Below are 15,313 nucleotides of genomic sequence, written 5' to 3' on the forward strand. Positions count from 1 at the left end.
GATGTAGTCCAAAATAAGCAAGGTATTGGTATGCAAACAGTTTTTTCTAAGTTAAATACAATCATTACTAAAGAATATTTACAACAACAGAGAGAAAATCAGTATTTTGAGAGAAAAGGCTTAGGGGAAAAGGAAATTAAGCCGACTAAAATTGCAGAAGAACTGATAGGAATGCTAAATGCAGATGGTGGAGTGTTGGTTTTTGGTGTATCTGATAGTGGTGAAATTCAAGATCTAAAAAGTTTAAATAATTTAGAGTCATACCGAAAACTGGCGTTCGATTTTATTGAACCTCCTTGTGCGATTGAATTAGAAGAAATTGAAATTGATGGAAATCTAGTCTTTCTATTTCATGTAGAGCAAGAGTTGGAGCGAGTATTTCAAAGAAAAGATAATCAAAAAGTATACCTAAGGGTATCTGATGAGAATCGTGAGTTAGATAGAGAAAGAGTAAGAAAATTAGAATATGATAAGATGATCCGTCATTTTGAGGAGGAAATAGTCAGTAATTTTGATCAAAATGATTTAGATGAAACACTATTAGCAACGTATCAAGAAAAACTCAATTATTCTAAAGGAAGTTTTTTTGATTTATTGAATAAGCGTCACTTAGTAGATAAGAAAGAACAGAAGTATCAGTTTAAAAATGCAGCGATACTTTTATTTGCAAAAGATCCAGAAAAATACATTCCTTCAGCATCTGTTAGGTACATTAGATATCAAGGTACTGAAGCAAAAGTTGGTGAAGAGCATAATGCTATAAAAGATGAAAGATTTGAAAATAATATTCCCAACTTAATTGATGAGTTACGTGTATTTTTGAAGGCATCATTCAAAGATTATTATTTTCTAGACATTACAGAAGGAAAATTTCTAAAAGTACCTGAATATCCTGAAGCCGCTTGGTTGGAAGGTATTGTAAATGCTCTTTGCCATCGTTCATATAATGTTCAAGGTAATTCTGTCTACATTAAACATTTTGATGATCGAATTGAAATAAGTAATAGTGGACCTTTACCTGCTCAAGTCACAATCGAGAATATTAAAACAGAAAGATTTGCTCGTAATCCAAGATTGACAAGAGTACTTGAAGATTTAGGTTATGTACGTCAACTCAATGAAGGTGTGTCTAGGATTTATGAGTCAATGGAAAGATCGATGCTTTCTTTGCCTGAGTACAAAGAAAGAAATGGAAGTGTCATTCTAACTTTAAAAAATAGAATTAGTGATCACACTAAAACTATTGATACCTCAATTATGAAAGAAATTGAAAGAAATTTTTCTAAGTATAATGAAACGCAGAAAAATATATTAAATTATTTGTTTCATAATGGAAGTGCTACAGTGTTAGAGCTATCGGAACACACAAAAATTAATGAAAATACAATACGAAGTTATTTAAATGCATTTATTACCGAAAATTTAATAGACCGACAAAGTGTAAAAAAGCGAGATATAAATGCCAAATATATTATAAAAAAAAGATAATAGTTAAGTTCTATATTCTACTTGAAAAAGGGAGATCGGAAAAGAAAATTTAATTATGTGCTTTTTTTCAACGCCCTCGGCGTCATGCCAAACCAACTTTTACAGGCACGGCTCAGTGCAGATTGTTCTGAAAAACCAAGTACCGAAGCGATTTGACTCATCGATACCTGTGAGTCAGCCAAATACTGCAGATGACAGACCGCCAGTCCTAAATCCATAGATTGCCGTTTGGTGTGTATAGCGTCTAGATTGATTGAATGATTGAGTTGTATATCAAAAATAATCTCGACCACATCATGACTATTTTCAAACAATTGATCAGTCACGTGTTCATTGATATACAGCCGTAGCGCAGAACCATGCAGAAATAATAAATCTGAACTGTATTTAATCACTTCTCGAAGCGTGGATGCGCTTTGTAAAATGAGCCCAAGCATCCCTAAAATCCCAATATCTTGAAAGCGTGAGATGCGCAATCCCAAATCCGCACAATTGGATTGTTGCGCACTGTCTTCAAGCAAATAAATCATCGCACTGTGTGCAATCCACGCGTTATCATCTTGTAATTGTTCAAGGCTGATGCCGTGTCTTGTAATGATTGGAAGTGGATCCGTGCCGAGCTGGTGCATGACATCAAGATAGCCACGCAGCGCTGAGCTATGCACGCGATCTTCATGGTGACCTTGGGTAAGCGCTTGCGCAGTGAAATGTTCCATATCAGCAATCCATGCTTTGATTAAATCGTCTCAATAAGTCAAAAAAAAGACTCATTAAGTCAAGTTATCAGAAAAAATCATCGACACAATGGGATTTGATATCTTTTTTGCGATTAAGCGATTGATTGCCTAGAAACATTGTATGGTCTAGAAAAAATGTCGTTTAACACAATGATTTTACTGAATGATTTTATGGAAAGAACAGAAGGACTTTGTGATGAATTTTAAACAGATTATGGTGGCAGGTAGCGGTGTATTGGGCTATCAAATTGCATTTCAAACCGCATTTCATGGCTTCAAAGTCACTGTATATGATGTGAATGATCAAGTGCTTGATAAGGCAAAAGCCAAATTTCATGAATTATCAACGTGCTATCAACAGGATATGCAAGCGAGTCAGGCACAGTTAGATGCCACTTTTGCTAATCTCAGCTATCAATCGGATTTGGCGCTTGCTGTACAAGATGCAGATTTGGTGATTGAAGCGGTGCCTGAAGATCCGTCAATTAAACGTGATTTTTATGAAAAATTGGCCAAAGTTGCCCCTGAAAAAACCATTTTCGCCACCAATACCTCGACCTTGTTGCCAAGTCAGTTTGCTGAATTTACCGGTCGTCCTGAGAAATTTTTAGCATTGCATTTTGCCAATCGTATTTGGAAAAATAATACTGCGGAAATCATGGGACATCAGTCTACAGATGCACAAGTGTATGCGGATGTGGTTGAGTTTGCCAAAGCCATTGGTATGTTGGCATTGCCACTGCATAAAGAGCAACCCGGCTTTATTATCAATACGCTGTTAGTGCCTTTTCTTGTTTCTGCGCTCGAGCTTTGGGTGAATGACGTTGCCGATCCTGAAACGATTGATAAAACATGGATGAAAGGTCTGGGTAACCCAATGGGACCATTTGCGATCATCGATATGGTGGGGATTACCACGGCGCATAATGTGGCAAAACTGCAAGCCGAAGCGACGCAAAGCCCAGTGATGCAGCGTATCGTCGATAAGCTCAAAACAGAGATGATTGATCAAGGGAATTTGGGTACACCGACAGGCAAAGGGTTTTATAGCTATCCGAATCCTGCATTCGAACAGGCAGATTTTTTAAAAGATTGATGTATATCAGATGATTTGACCAAAAGATCGTCCATCACCAATCGAATCAAGAGTAGCAATCGTGCTGCTCTTTTTTTAATTAAAAAATGAAAATTAAACACAAGTAGATCATGAATATTCACAAAGTATTGACTCAATATGTCAAAAAATAGACTCGAAATGTCAAGATATCATTGAAATTCAGTTGCAGAATAAAGGTTGAAAAATAGACAAACTCGTTTGGCAAGGAGCCATCACATGAAAGCGAATTATGATGTTGTGATCATCGGTGCAGGTATTTCAGGCATTGATATGGCATGCCAGCTCAGCATGTATCATCCGAATAAACGCTATATCATTTTAGAACGCCGTCAAGATCTCGGCGGTACATGGGATTTATTTAAATATCCAGGCATTCGCTCGGATTCAGATATGGCGACTTTTGGGTTTAAATTCCGTCCATGGAAAAAAAGCAAAGTCCTCGCTGAAGCGACCGAAATTAAAGATTATCTCAAAGAAACAGCGGAAGAATATGGTGTACTTGAGCATATCCGCTATGGCACAGAAGTGTCTCAACTTGATTTTGACAGTCAAAGCAGTTGCTGGACGATCAGCATCAAAGATGTACACACAGAGCAAAGCGAGAAATTCAGTGTGAATTTGTGGTGTCATGTACAGGTTATTACAACCATGACGCAGGTTATCAGCCAAAATTTGAAGGTGTGGAAAATTATCAAGGCACCTTTATCCATCCGCAATTTTGGCCTGAAAATTTAGATTACACAGGTAAAAATGTAGTGGTGATCGGTAGTGGCGCAACCGCCGTGACGTTGATTCCTGCAATGGCTGATAAAAGTGCGCATATCACTATGTTACAACGCTCTCCAAGCTATGTTTCTGTGATTCCAGGTCAAGATAAATTGTCTGAGCTTTTGGCAAAAGTCTTGCCTGAACAGACACTGTATAACTTTACCCGTAATAAAAATATTTTGATGCAACGTGGGATTTATAAATTGTCACGTCGCTTTCCAAAACAGATGCGCCAATTTTTACTGCATGGTGTGAAAAAACGTGTCGGTGAGGATTTTGACATGGCGCATTTTACCCCGAGTTATAACCCGTGGGATGAGCGAGTGTGTGCTGTACCTGATGGCGATTTCTTTGATTATATCCGTGATGGCAAAGCCTCTGTGGTCACCGATCACATTGATCATTTCGATGCGGATGGCATTCAGCTGAAATCAGGTAAACATCTGCAAGCGGATGTGGTGGTGTCTGCGACAGGTTTAAATCTACAGATTTTAGGGGGAATGCAACTTAGCGTTGATGGGCAGGCGATCGATATTACCCAAAAGATGATGTACAAAGGGGTATTAATTCAAGATATTCCAAACTTTGCTTATATGGTCGGTTATACCAATGCCTCATGGACACTGAAAGTGGATATGGCAGCAGAATATGTCTGTCGTCTACTTGCTGAAAAAGATCAGCGCCGTGCGCAAAGCGTGATGCCAGAAGCGAGCCAAGGCGAAGCGATGGACAGCAGCATCGTCTCAGGTCTGAACTCAGGTTATGTCAAACGTGGCGAACAAGCAATGCCACGACAAGGACGCACCAAGCATTGGATGGTTGCACATCATTATGAGAATGACCGTGACATGCTCAATGCACCGATTGCAGATCCTGCACTACGTTGGGTGAGTTAAGCGACGCATTCACAATGTGTAAGATGAGTCGCTGATGTGATCGATCACTTTTATGATCAATGAATACGGAAAAATCAAAGGAAAATAGGATGTTTAAGAAAAAACAATCAGCAGTCAGATGGATCGTCGGTGGAAGTAGTGGTATCGGCTTGGAGTTAGCAAAACGCTATCTACAAGCAGGCGATAAAGTCTGTATTTTTGCCCATGCAGAAGTCGATGAGGCAGTACAACAACTGAAAAAATCGGTTAAAAATGCCAAACAAGCCGAGCAAAACATTCAAGGCTATACGCTTGATGTGCTGAATATTCCACAGATCGAGCAACATTTTGCACAAGCCAACCAAGACATGTCATTACCAATGACCGTGATCAACTGCGCAGGAATTGTTTATGCTGTACCGTTTGAAGAACAAACATCTGATCAGTTTGAGCGTCAGATCAACATTAATCTGAGCGGCAGTCGCAATGTAGCATCCGTAGCATTGCCGTATCTCAAACAAGCCCGAGGACAAAGCAAGCAAAATCCTAAATTGGTCTTGGTGGCTTCGATGGCGGGCATACTGGGCTGTTATGGCTATGCAGGCTATTGTGCCTCGAAGTTTGGTACGATTGGTTTGGCGGATGTACTCCGTTTAGAGTTGAAATCGCAAAACATCGATGTGGCTGTGGTCTGTCCGCCTGAGATCGAAACGCCAATGGTGTTTGAAGAAAGAAAAATTGGCTCAAAAATTACCACGCAACTCAAACAGATGGGTGGCTCGCTCAAAGTCGAACCTGCCTGCAAAGAAATCATGGCTGGGATTCAGAGCGATGCATTTTTTATTATTCCAGGCAAACAAGCCCGTGTGCTGAAACGCTTGATCGGTATGTTTCCGATGGTGGCTAGACAGCAAGTCGATAAACAATTGGCTGAAATCATGGCGAAAAGTGCTTAAATAATTCAACCTAAACCCATCGTATGATCAATATTGTACGATGGGTTTTATATTTTGGATACTCACAGTGTTAAATCAGGCTGTGCTTCATGATCCATCTCAATTTTTTGTAATTGCTCATGTAATCGTTGTGCCAGTAATTCAGGTTGTATGGCTTGCGGTACATGCCCTGTATCCATTGTGATTACTGCATCTACAGGTTGCAATTGATACATTAGACGTTGCATGCGAATGTCGAGAGATTGATCTTTTAAGGCTTCGACATATATTTTTTTCACCTGTGCAAAGCGTTGCGCTGTCAAAATCGGTCGCAGATCACGTCCTGATTCAGGCTGTGGCTTAAGCTGTGCGATGAGCTGTTGTGCCAGCTCAGACGCACAATCTTGCAGGAATATTTTCTGTGCACCTTCGGCACTAACCATACTTTTGCCATCTTCAAAGCGGAGATACGGCGCAATGCCTTGAAAATTCATCTGCGGAAATGCTTTTTCACAGTGTTGGATAAAATCTAAAAAAGTACTGCCCGAAGGTAATAGCATGCCCACCAGATAGATGAGGCATTCAATTTTTTCGGGAATCATTTCTGCGACTTGGCTAATGGTCAGACCACCACCACTATGCCCGAGCAGAACAACGGATTCACCGAGTTTTTCAATATAATCACAAACGTAGGTGCTGTAACCCTGTAAATCTGCGCTGTAGTGAGTATATTTTCTCAGCTCAGATTGTATTTGATATGGCTGTTGGGTGTTCAATGGTTTGCTATGGTCATGATCTGGTGTAATAAAACAGCCATTTTCTGGCAAATCCAACGCATGCACCAGCCAGCCGATTTGTTCTAAATATGGCGTCAATAGTGCAAATGACCAACTGCCTTGCCATGCGCCGTGCACCAATACGATATGCTTAGCCATACGTTCTCCGATACATTTCGATAAAGTGTTGTTCTACCGTGGTCGCTGGATATTTCGCAGTTTGTGTGTCATCAAGACAGCAATTTAAACAGGACACTTGATAATCTGGATTGCCTGCAAAGAAAAAGGGCACAGAATAACGCTCTCGTCCTGAACGATTGATGACACGGTGTAGCGTGGATTTGTAACGATCATTGGTCCAGCGAGCGATTAAATCCCCAAGATTGACCACATAAGTGCCTTCGATTGGCGGGGCATCGATCCAATCTTGATGCTGATTATCCCAAACTTGTAAACCACCATTCTGATCTTGGAGCAATAAGGTGAGTGCGCCAAAGTCGGTATGTGCACCGCAACCTTTTTCATTAGGTTCGGGATTGGCAGGTTGTGGCGGATAGTGTAATAAACGCAGAGTAATCAAGGCATCCTGACTAAAAGTGTCAAAATAAAACTCATCTAAGTTTAAAGACAATGCCAATCCTCGCATCAAGGTTTTGGCGAGCTGTTCGAGTTGGGCTTGATACGCCATCATGGTGTCGGCAAAGCCATCCAGTTCGGTTGGCCATTGATTGGGGCCATGATTGAACTTCTTTTGGTGCACTTCGATACTATTTGGTGCATATTCACGCCCACAATAGAAGCCTTCTTTCAAATCTGCGGGTGTGCCAGCTTCCAAAGTTTGGTTTTTCAGTGGCTCATAACCTCGATTGGCGATCGATAAATTTTTATGAATTCGGTTTTTTTGCTGTTCATCTAAGGCAAAAAATTGCTGACTTTGTGCAAAAACTTGCTGTTGTAAATTGGCATCAATGCCGTGGTTTTGGATATAAAAGAATCCTTTGTCCAGACAGGTCTGACCAATAGTTTTAGCAACCGCTATTCGCTCACTTTTTTGTTCGCTAAATAATCCCGCAATATCGATGACAGGAATGCTTTGCATGATGTATTTCCTTTTGTTTAAAAATATAAATGACACAAGCTATAGAAGCAATTTGCATACCATGTAGCGCATTTGAACCAAGCATAAAAAATAATTGGCACAACGCTTGCATTGATCAATAAAAATGCACTCCCAGCATCTGAATATTGAACAATTGAGGTAAGACCATGGATATTGCGGATACAAAACGCTCCCCCGAGCATGAGCAACTCGGTATGGCAAAAAATCTGAGCTTCGGCTTACAACACGTATTAACCATGTATGGTGGTCTGATTGCAGCACCGATGGTGGTTGGGTCAGCGATTGGTTTGGAATCTGCGCAGATCGCCATGTTGATCACGGCATCGATTTTGATCGGTGGTTTGGCGACTTTACTTCAGACCTTAGGTACCAAGTGGTTTGGTTCACAGCTTCCGATCGTACAAGGCACCTCATTTGCTGCCGTGTCAGGCATGATTGCGATTGGTACGACGGGGGGCGGTTTTCAGAGCATCTTAGGCGCAGTGATGGTCAGCTCGGTGTTTGGGATATTGATCGCACCGTTCTTCTCAAAAATCGTGCGCTTTTTCCCGCCGATCGTCACAGGTTCGATCATTACTATCATTGGTGTGTCGCTGATGCCTGTAGCGATTCGCTGGATCATGGGCGGCAATCCCAAAGCAGAAACATGGGGTTCGCTGGCTAATCTCGGTATGGCTGGTCTGACCTTGGTGTTTTTATTATTACTGACTAAATTTGGGACACCTGCGATTAAACGCTTATCGATTTTGATTGCGATTGTACTTGGGACGGTTGCAGCCTTGTTGATGGGTTATGCTGATTTTTCTAAAGTCGGTGAAGGCTCATGGTTGGCATTACCAAACTTCCTTGCATTTGGCGCGCCAGTCTTTGAGTTATCTGCGATTTTGTCGATGATGGTGGTCACCATCGTAATTTTAACTGAAACCACAGCCAGTATTTTGGCTATTGGTGAGATCGTCGGCACCAAAGTAGATAGCCCACGCATCGCCAATGGTTTACGTGCGGATATGTTGTCTTCAGCTGTTGCACCATTCTTCGGCGCATTTATGCAATGTGCGTTCGTGCAAAATGTAGGTTTGGTGGCGATTACTGGGGTAAAAAGCCGTTTTGTGGTCGCAACTGGCGGTGCGATCTTGGTGGTTCTCGGTCTATTACCAATTTTCGGGCGTTTGGTGGCAGCGATTCCAGCACCAGTTCTTGGCGGTGCGGGCATTGTGCTGTTTGGTAGTGTGGCGGTGAGCGGGATTCGTACCTTATCAAAAGTAGATTATCAACAACAATCTAATATGATCATCGTTGCCGTGGCACTGTGTGCGGGCATCATCCCATTGATTAGTCCAGAATTCTTTAGCCAAATGCCAAAAGCGGTTCAAACCTTCTTCCACTCTGGTGTGAGTGCGACTTGTGTATTTGCGGTGATTTTAAACTTGTTCTTTAACCATTTTAAAACGACTAAAGATCAACAACTTGAAATGAACACTGACAAGCATGAACTTGAAGCACATCAGCCAATCAAACCATAAATAATGTGTTAAACGGCGAATTAAAAAAACAGAAAAGTTAAATCATCAGAAAATGCTCATTTAAGATGTAAAAAAACCGCTGAGATCAACTCAGCGGTTTTTTTGATTTGGCTTAAGTGTTATAGGTGTGACAGATTAGAAACGATGTTTCGCTGCAATACCAAAGCTGTTGTAGTCGTTGTCATTGGTGTCACCAAAGCCAACACGACCTTCTAGGCTGGTATTTTGCGTAATGAATTTACGGGCATTGATACCGAATTCACTGTTGTCGGTTAAATCATTGCTGTAGTAGTCCGCACCAACGCTGAAGCTGTTGTCGATGAAGTAGTCCGCAGCAAGGTTATATTCATCCAAGTCACCAAATGCTGCGCCCGCTTCAAGATTCACTGCATTGTCACCGATTTGGGTCACATATTTGGCACGTAATGTTGGATCTACGCCATCATCATCGTCGGCATCCCAACCACGTGCACCCACTGCGATCAACAAGTTTGGTACAGGTAAATAACCGACTTCTGCGCTATATGTGGTCAGATCATTATCAATGTCTGCATCATCATATTCATAGTTAGTTTTGGCAATGTCACCGCTAACATAGAAGTTCGAATTCGGTACGAAATATTCCACACCAGCGCCATAGGTATTGGTATCTAAGTCGCCTTGATCTTGGAAAGTCGCACCAGCGTGCACATTACTTGCACGGTTGACAAATGCTGCTTCAGCTAAAGGTGCATTCTTGTCCTCAACTGGATTGAAGTAGTAAGTACCACCAAGGTCAAATGCGCTACCAGAATCGCCATTGTCTGGATCGACATAGCCTGCACCAGCCCCAACTTCAAATTGATAGGCATTGGCATTAACCATCGCAAAAGAACTAGATGCTGCAAGGATAGCAGTAGCAAGTGTTAACTTATTCATAAAATCCTCCAAAAATTGGAATTAAAATTTTTTGTTACATTTCTAGTCTAAGAAATATTGCAATTGAGTCAAATTTTCTTAGTTACGTCCTGTGAACTTGTAGGTAGGTTGTGTAACATTGATGAAATATATGCATTTAACTTATTGAAAATTAATAATTAAAAATTGTGTTAAGTTTCATCAATAAATTGTTAATCTCTGTATGTATTTAAATTTTGATTAAATATCATGCAATATATTCAGAAAATATGGACATACTTCGCTGGATTTTGTTGGTGTTTTAGATGGATTAAAAGAGCTAAACAGGCAGATAAAAGACCATATCAAGCAAGGTGAGCTTGGGTGAGTAATGTGCTAAAATGTGCGCTAATTTTTTGTGTTATGACAGTTTATATTATGGAAATTAATCCTTTTGTACTTCGATTAAAAGATTTGACCGATCGTGGCGATATGTTACGGGGGTATCTTTGACTACGATCTGAAGAAAGAACGCTTAGAAGAAGTGTTGCGTGAATTAGAAGATCCAGCGATTTGGAACGATCAAGCGCGTGCGCAAGCCATCGCCAAAGAAAAAGGCGCATTGGAAAATAGTGTCGGTGTCTTAGATCAGCTCGCTGAGCAATTGGTCGATGCGCAGGCGATGCTCGACTTGGCAGTAGAAGCAGAAGATGAAAGCCTGCTCGATGATGTCACTGCAGAACTTGATACCGCAGAACAAGCCTTAGAAAAATTAGAATTCCAACGCATGTTTAGCAATCCGATGGATCCAAATCCGTGTTTCGTCGAAATTCAATCAGGTTCGGGTGGTACAGAGGCGCAGGACTGGGCATCCATGCTACTTCGTATGTATATGCGCTGGATCGAACGTCATGGCTTCAAAGCCGATTTGATGGAAGTTTCTGATGGCGATGTGGCAGGGATTAAGTCGGCGACGATTCGAGTCGATGGTGAGTTTGCCTATGGCTGGTTGCGTACTGAGTCTGGCGTGCATCGTCTGGTGCGTAAATCACCATTTGACAGCAACAATAACCGTCATACCTCGTTCTCTGCGGTGTTTGTGTCGCCTGAGATTGATGACAATATCGAGATTGATATTAATCCAGCTGACGTGCGAACTGATACCTACCGTGCCTCGGGTGCAGGTGGTCAGCACATTAACAAAACGGATTCGGCAGTGCGTCTGACTCATGCCCCAACAGGTATTGTGGTAGCGTGTCAAAACCAGCGTTCACAACATGCCAACCGTGATGCAGCATGGAAACAGCTTCGTGCAAAACTCTATGAACTTGAGATGAAAAAGCGTAACGAAGCAGCCCAAGCGCTCGAAGATACCAAGTCAGACATTGGCTGGGGCAGTCAGATTCGCTCTTATGTGTTGGATGATTCACGTATCAAAGATTTGCGTACCAATATTGAAACTTCAAATACTAAAGCGGTATTAGACGGTGACTTGGATAAATTTATTGAAGCGAGTTTGAAGCAAGGATTGTAAAAAAATCCGTGTGAAATTCTTTTTCACAAATTAAATATTAAATAAATTCAGCACCTTGAATTTATATCGTAAAAAATAGATTTAAATATCGAAAAATTACGATATAGTGTATTCAGGTGCTGAATTAATTGATTCATTTCGATCATTGATAGAGATTTATGGATACCGAGGCAATATTCAAGGCGTTGGCAAACCCAGTTCGTCGGCAGATTTTACAGTGGTTACGTGCCCCAGAGCAGTATCTACCCGTAGAATTACACGACTGTATCGTGCCTGGCAGTATGTGCGCAGGGCATATCGAACGCCTTGGTGGTGTGTCGCAATCGACCATGTCCAACCATCTCTCGGTGTTACAACAAGCAGGTCTGATCACTGTGCACAAGCGTGGACAATGGTCATACTTCACCCGCAATGAAGACTTAATTCAGCAATATATTGAATACTTAAAAGACGCATTATAAGCCGTCATGTGAGGTCAAAATGGCTGAGTTAAATACACCGTTACAAGTCGGTGATGTAGAGATTTCAAATCGTTTGGTACTTGCACCATTGACACGTGCACGTTCTGGCGAGATTCGTGTCCCGAATGATCTGAACGTCGAATACTATCGTCAACGTGCCAATGCGGGATTGATGCTCACCGAGGCGATCGTGATTAGTCCAACGGCGGTCGGCTATGAACATACGCCTGGCTTATATAATGCAGAACAAGTCGCAGGCTGGAAAAAAGTCGTTGATGCAGTACATGAGCAAGGTTCAAAAATCTTTGCACAGCTCTGGCATGTAGGGCGTATTTCACATCCAGACTTGCTAAATGGTGAAACGCCAGTATCTGCCAGTGCAGTGCAAGCCGATGGTCATGTCAGCTTGCTTCGCCCGAAGCGTCCATTTGAAACACCACGTCCATTGTCGATTGAAGAAATTAAAAGCATTGTCCAAGATTATAAAAATGCCGCAGCACTTGCCAAACAAGCAGGCTTTGATGGGGTCGAACTGCATGCAGCCAACGGTTATTTGATTGATCAATTCTTACAAAGCTCAACCAATCTGCGTGATGATGAATATGGCGGTGCGATCGAAAATCGTGCACGTTTATTATTAGAAGTGGTTGATGCCTTTATCGAGGTATGGGGTGCAGGTCGAGTCGGCGTGCATCTTGCGCCCCGTATGGATGCGCATGACATGGGTGATGCCAATCCGAGTGAAACCTTTGGCTATGCCGTGGAACAACTCAGCCAGCGTGGCATCGCATTTATCTTTGCTCGTGAGTATCAGGCGGAAGACAGTCTAAGTCCTGAACTTCGTGCCAAGTTTAAAGGCGTGTGGATTGCCAATGAAAAGCTCACAGCTGAATCTGCAAAACAGATCCTTGCTGAGGGTAAAGCCGATGCGGTGGCATTTGGCTTAGCCTATATCGCTAATCCTGACCTGTATCAGCGTTTACTCGACAATGCACCATTGAATCGAGTTAATCCAGAAACCTTATACGGACGCACTGCAGAAGGTTATACCGATTATCCTGCACTGGAAAAAGCAGACGCTTAATTTGCATGGGCAAAGTAAAGGGTAGTTAATAACCAAAATAAGCACTCGTTACGATGGATAGCGAGTGCCGACAACAAATTTGAATTTTGCAAAGATTTGGGTGAATATGATGAAAAATTTAACAGGTAAATTAGCAGTTTCTGCATTTCTTTCCGCAAGTATTCTGCTCACACACAGTAGTTATGCCAAAACCGACAATCAACAATCTATAGCAAGTCCAGCTATTGCCAGTAATCAGGTTGCTGGGTTTTATCGTCAGGCATTGGGCGATTTTCAAATCACTGCTTTATACGATGGTGATGCCAAACTGCCATTGGAGCAATACTTTCAAGGACAATCGACGGAAAAAATGAGTGCCTTGCTTAAAGGTTATTATATTGATCCGAGCAAAGCCATTCAGACGTCGGTGAATGCGTTTTTGATCAATACGGGCAAAGAACTGATCTTGGTTGATAGTGGCGCTGCAAAATGTTTCGGTGAAGGTCTTGGCTCGATTGAAAAAAATCTCAATGCGGCAGGCTATCACGTCGAGCAGGTCGATAAGATTTTATTGACCCATCTTCATCCAGATCATGTCTGTGGCATTAGTCCGATCGCAGGGCAGAAGGCGTTCCCAAATGCGACCGTGTACGTCGATCAAACCGAGGCTGATTTTTGGCTGAACCCTACCAATCTCAGTAAATTTCCAAAAGAAAAGCAGGCGAATTTTAAATCCGTATTTGATCAAACTGCCAAGATTATCCAGCCTTATCAGGCTAGCAAACAATTCAAAACCTTTAAAGTCGGTGATCAAATCGCTGAGGGTATCAACATTGTACCAACGCACGGACACACCATCGGGCACAGTAGCTTTTTGGTCAATTCAAAAAATCAGAAAATGTTGATTCTTGGGGATGTGGTACATAGCCATGCGCTCCAATTTGAACAACCTGAAATCAGCTTTACAGCGGATTTTGATGCCAAACAAGCCATACAAACACGCTTAGCTTTGTTTAAAACATTTGCGAAAAATGGTGATTTTATTGCGGCTGCGCATCTGCCATTCCCTGGTGTGGGGCATATTCGTGAAACGTCGCCAAACCACTATCAATGGATTCCAGTGCAATATAATCCGCAGGTCTTACCCGTAGATCAGGTGAACAAAACTGTGAAATAATTCGTCAAATAAAAGATCTTATATCAAAGTCGCTAAATATCAGTATTCAAGCGATCTATTGGTTTGATGACTTTGAAAAGACGCTGAGCTGATGTAGTTCAGCGTTTTTTTACTTTGTAGAATGCTGTTTCACGTGAAACATTGCTGTATGCTCATACGATGCAAATATCGTTGTAAGAATAAAATGGAGTAGCGCACATGATAAAAAAAGGGATCACAACACGTATCAGTCTATTCACCTGCTGTACTTTACTCAGTGCTTGCGCCACAGCACACGATCTGTTGTATCTCGGTTTAGGCTTTAACAGCTATGAAAATACCCCAGTGATTTTGACCCACTATGCGATGGAAATGCCACTGGCAGAAACACCGCCGATTCTGATTGCAGGTGCAGCAGATCAATCCATGTCGGAGCGTAATGGTGGCGGGGCAGGAAATAGTGTGCTGACGCCACCAAAAGACGTCGGTCGAGATGGGCAGTGGCAAGTATCTGCGCAGTGGGTTGAGCTAATGACCAATCGAGCTTATCGTGCCACGCTGAATGTACCAATCAAAGATATTAATATAGAATACGGTGGCTATGTTTTTACCCCGATTTTCGGACCAAATGGCTTGATGATGATTGGCTCGGACAAAGTCGGCTTAGATGAAAGCTATCGTCGAAATATCGTTGCGGTGTGTGGCGAGCGTGTGCCGTCAGCCGATGCAGAATGGAAAGACAAACACGGTATTTTACCCGGCATCGAGATTATTCTGCCGAAAATCCCAAAACCTGCCACTTATACAGACTGTCGGATTCCTGCCTTGACAAAGAACAAATAAAAAAGAACAAATAAAACAGTGCAGATGAAAAAGCCCTGAAT

The 15,313-nt window shown here is 41.9% G+C and carries 13 protein-coding genes and 1 pseudogene; 10 read left to right on the forward strand and 4 right to left on the reverse strand.

The window, feature by feature from the left end:
- Positions 1–30 precede the first annotated feature (30 nt).
- Positions 31–1,488: an RNA-binding domain-containing protein gene (locus BLQ60_RS11905; protein ID WP_092620781.1), complete on the forward strand. Its 1,458-nt coding sequence runs from the start codon at positions 31–33 to the stop codon at positions 1,486–1,488.
- 53 nt (positions 1,489–1,541) lie between these two features.
- On the opposite strand, the gene BLQ60_RS11910 is transcribed toward BLQ60_RS11905, so the two are convergent.
- The gene (locus BLQ60_RS11910) at positions 1,542–2,204 is read right to left on the reverse strand and encodes an AraC family transcriptional regulator ligand-binding domain-containing protein (RefSeq protein WP_092620783.1); all 663 of its coding nucleotides are present in this window, start codon (positions 2,202–2,204) and stop codon (positions 1,542–1,544) included.
- Between the two features lie 217 nt (positions 2,205–2,421).
- Between BLQ60_RS11910 and BLQ60_RS11915 the strand changes: the two genes are divergently transcribed.
- The 3 genes and pseudogenes from BLQ60_RS11915 to BLQ60_RS11925 all read left to right on the forward strand — a co-directional run bounded on the left by BLQ60_RS11915 (position 2,422) and on the right by BLQ60_RS11925 (position 5,941).
- Complete coding sequence (locus BLQ60_RS11915; protein WP_092620897.1) at positions 2,422–3,321, forward strand: 3-hydroxyacyl-CoA dehydrogenase; 900 nt, start codon at positions 2,422–2,424, stop codon at positions 3,319–3,321.
- 237 nt (positions 3,322–3,558) lie between these two features.
- A pseudogene (locus BLQ60_RS11920) lies at positions 3,559–5,006 on the forward strand (flavin-containing monooxygenase).
- Positions 5,007–5,095: 89 nt separating this feature from the next.
- Positions 5,096–5,941 (forward strand): SDR family NAD(P)-dependent oxidoreductase, encoded by an 846-nt coding sequence (locus BLQ60_RS11925; protein ID WP_092620785.1) that lies wholly within the window; start codon positions 5,096–5,098, stop codon positions 5,939–5,941.
- A 62-nt stretch (positions 5,942–6,003) separates the two neighbouring features.
- Here BLQ60_RS11925 and BLQ60_RS11930 read toward each other — a convergent pair whose 3' ends face one another.
- Positions 6,004–6,855, reverse strand: coding sequence for an alpha/beta fold hydrolase (locus tag BLQ60_RS11930; protein ID WP_092620787.1), 852 nt, complete (start codon positions 6,853–6,855; stop codon positions 6,004–6,006).
- Positions 6,848–7,795, reverse strand: a complete 948-nt coding sequence (locus BLQ60_RS11935) for an isopenicillin N synthase family dioxygenase (protein WP_171259106.1) — start codon at positions 7,793–7,795, stop codon at positions 6,848–6,850. The genes BLQ60_RS11930 and BLQ60_RS11935 overlap by 8 nt, the downstream gene beginning before the upstream one ends.
- Positions 7,796–7,962: 167 nt before the next feature.
- Between BLQ60_RS11935 and BLQ60_RS11940 the strand changes: the two genes are divergently transcribed.
- Positions 7,963–9,339 (forward strand): nucleobase:cation symporter-2 family protein, encoded by a 1,377-nt coding sequence (locus BLQ60_RS11940; RefSeq protein ID WP_092620789.1) that lies wholly within the window; start codon positions 7,963–7,965, stop codon positions 9,337–9,339.
- 135 nt (positions 9,340–9,474) lie between these two features.
- Here BLQ60_RS11940 and BLQ60_RS11945 read toward each other — a convergent pair whose 3' ends face one another.
- Complete coding sequence (locus BLQ60_RS11945; RefSeq protein WP_092620791.1) at positions 9,475–10,257, reverse strand: putative porin; 783 nt, start codon at positions 10,255–10,257, stop codon at positions 9,475–9,477.
- Positions 10,258–10,653: 396 nt separating this feature from the next.
- Between BLQ60_RS11945 and prfB the strand changes: the two genes are divergently transcribed.
- The 5 genes from prfB (at position 10,654) to BLQ60_RS11970 (ending at position 15,272) form a co-directional block, all read left to right on the forward strand.
- Positions 10,654–11,749 (forward strand): peptide chain release factor 2 gene (gene prfB / locus BLQ60_RS11950; RefSeq protein ID WP_143005220.1). Its coding sequence is split into 2 segments (ribosomal slippage): positions 10,654–10,725 and positions 10,727–11,749, totalling 1,095 coding nucleotides; the frame shifts between segments, so codons are not numbered across the junction.
- A 158-nt stretch (positions 11,750–11,907) separates the two neighbouring features.
- A complete protein-coding gene (locus BLQ60_RS11955) occupies positions 11,908–12,210 on the forward strand; it encodes an ArsR/SmtB family transcription factor (protein WP_092620795.1) in 303 nt (100 codons plus the stop codon).
- Between the two features lie 19 nt (positions 12,211–12,229).
- A complete protein-coding gene (locus tag BLQ60_RS11960) occupies positions 12,230–13,294 on the forward strand; it encodes an alkene reductase (RefSeq protein ID WP_092620797.1) in 1,065 nt (354 codons plus the stop codon).
- A 109-nt stretch (positions 13,295–13,403) separates the two neighbouring features.
- Positions 13,404–14,450: an MBL fold metallo-hydrolase gene (locus BLQ60_RS11965; RefSeq protein ID WP_092620903.1), complete on the forward strand. Its 1,047-nt coding sequence runs from the start codon at positions 13,404–13,406 to the stop codon at positions 14,448–14,450.
- A gap of 198 nt (positions 14,451–14,648) precedes the next feature.
- Entirely contained in the window at positions 14,649–15,272 is a 624-nt protein-coding gene (locus BLQ60_RS11970) for a hypothetical protein (protein ID WP_092620800.1), read from the forward strand.
- Positions 15,273–15,313: the final 41 nt, after the last annotated feature.

The organism is Acinetobacter marinus (assembly GCF_900096915.1).
GTDB classification, from domain to species: Bacteria; Pseudomonadota; Gammaproteobacteria; order Pseudomonadales; family Moraxellaceae; genus Acinetobacter; species Acinetobacter marinus.

What these genes read in the sequence shown, in the direction of transcription:
- BLQ60_RS11955 (WP_092620795.1), top strand. Translation starts at nt 11,908, where the DNA reads ATGGATACCGAGGCAATATTCAAGGCGTTGGCAAACCCAGTTCGTCGG.
- BLQ60_RS11925 (WP_092620785.1), top strand. Translation starts at nt 5,096, where the DNA reads ATGTTTAAGAAAAAACAATCAGCAGTCAGATGGATCGTCGGTGGAAGT.
- BLQ60_RS11915 (WP_092620897.1), top strand. Translation starts at nt 2,422, where the DNA reads ATGAATTTTAAACAGATTATGGTGGCAGGTAGCGGTGTATTGGGCTAT.
- BLQ60_RS11905 (WP_092620781.1), top strand. Translation starts at nt 31, where the DNA reads ATGCAAACAGTTTTTTCTAAGTTAAATACAATCATTACTAAAGAATAT.
- BLQ60_RS11960 (WP_092620797.1), top strand. Translation starts at nt 12,230, where the DNA reads ATGGCTGAGTTAAATACACCGTTACAAGTCGGTGATGTAGAGATTTCA.
- BLQ60_RS11945 (WP_092620791.1), bottom strand. Translation starts at nt 10,257, where the DNA reads ATGAATAAGTTAACACTTGCTACTGCTATCCTTGCAGCATCTAGTTCT.
- BLQ60_RS11940 (WP_092620789.1), top strand. Translation starts at nt 7,963, where the DNA reads ATGGATATTGCGGATACAAAACGCTCCCCCGAGCATGAGCAACTCGGT.
- BLQ60_RS11910 (WP_092620783.1), bottom strand. Translation starts at nt 2,204, where the DNA reads ATGGAACATTTCACTGCGCAAGCGCTTACCCAAGGTCACCATGAAGAT.
- BLQ60_RS11970 (WP_092620800.1), top strand. Translation starts at nt 14,649, where the DNA reads ATGATAAAAAAAGGGATCACAACACGTATCAGTCTATTCACCTGCTGT.
- BLQ60_RS11930 (WP_092620787.1), bottom strand. Translation starts at nt 6,855, where the DNA reads ATGGCTAAGCATATCGTATTGGTGCACGGCGCATGGCAAGGCAGTTGG.
- BLQ60_RS11935 (WP_171259106.1), bottom strand. Translation starts at nt 7,795, where the DNA reads ATGCAAAGCATTCCTGTCATCGATATTGCGGGATTATTTAGCGAACAA.
- BLQ60_RS11965 (WP_092620903.1), top strand. Translation starts at nt 13,404, where the DNA reads ATGAAAAATTTAACAGGTAAATTAGCAGTTTCTGCATTTCTTTCCGCA.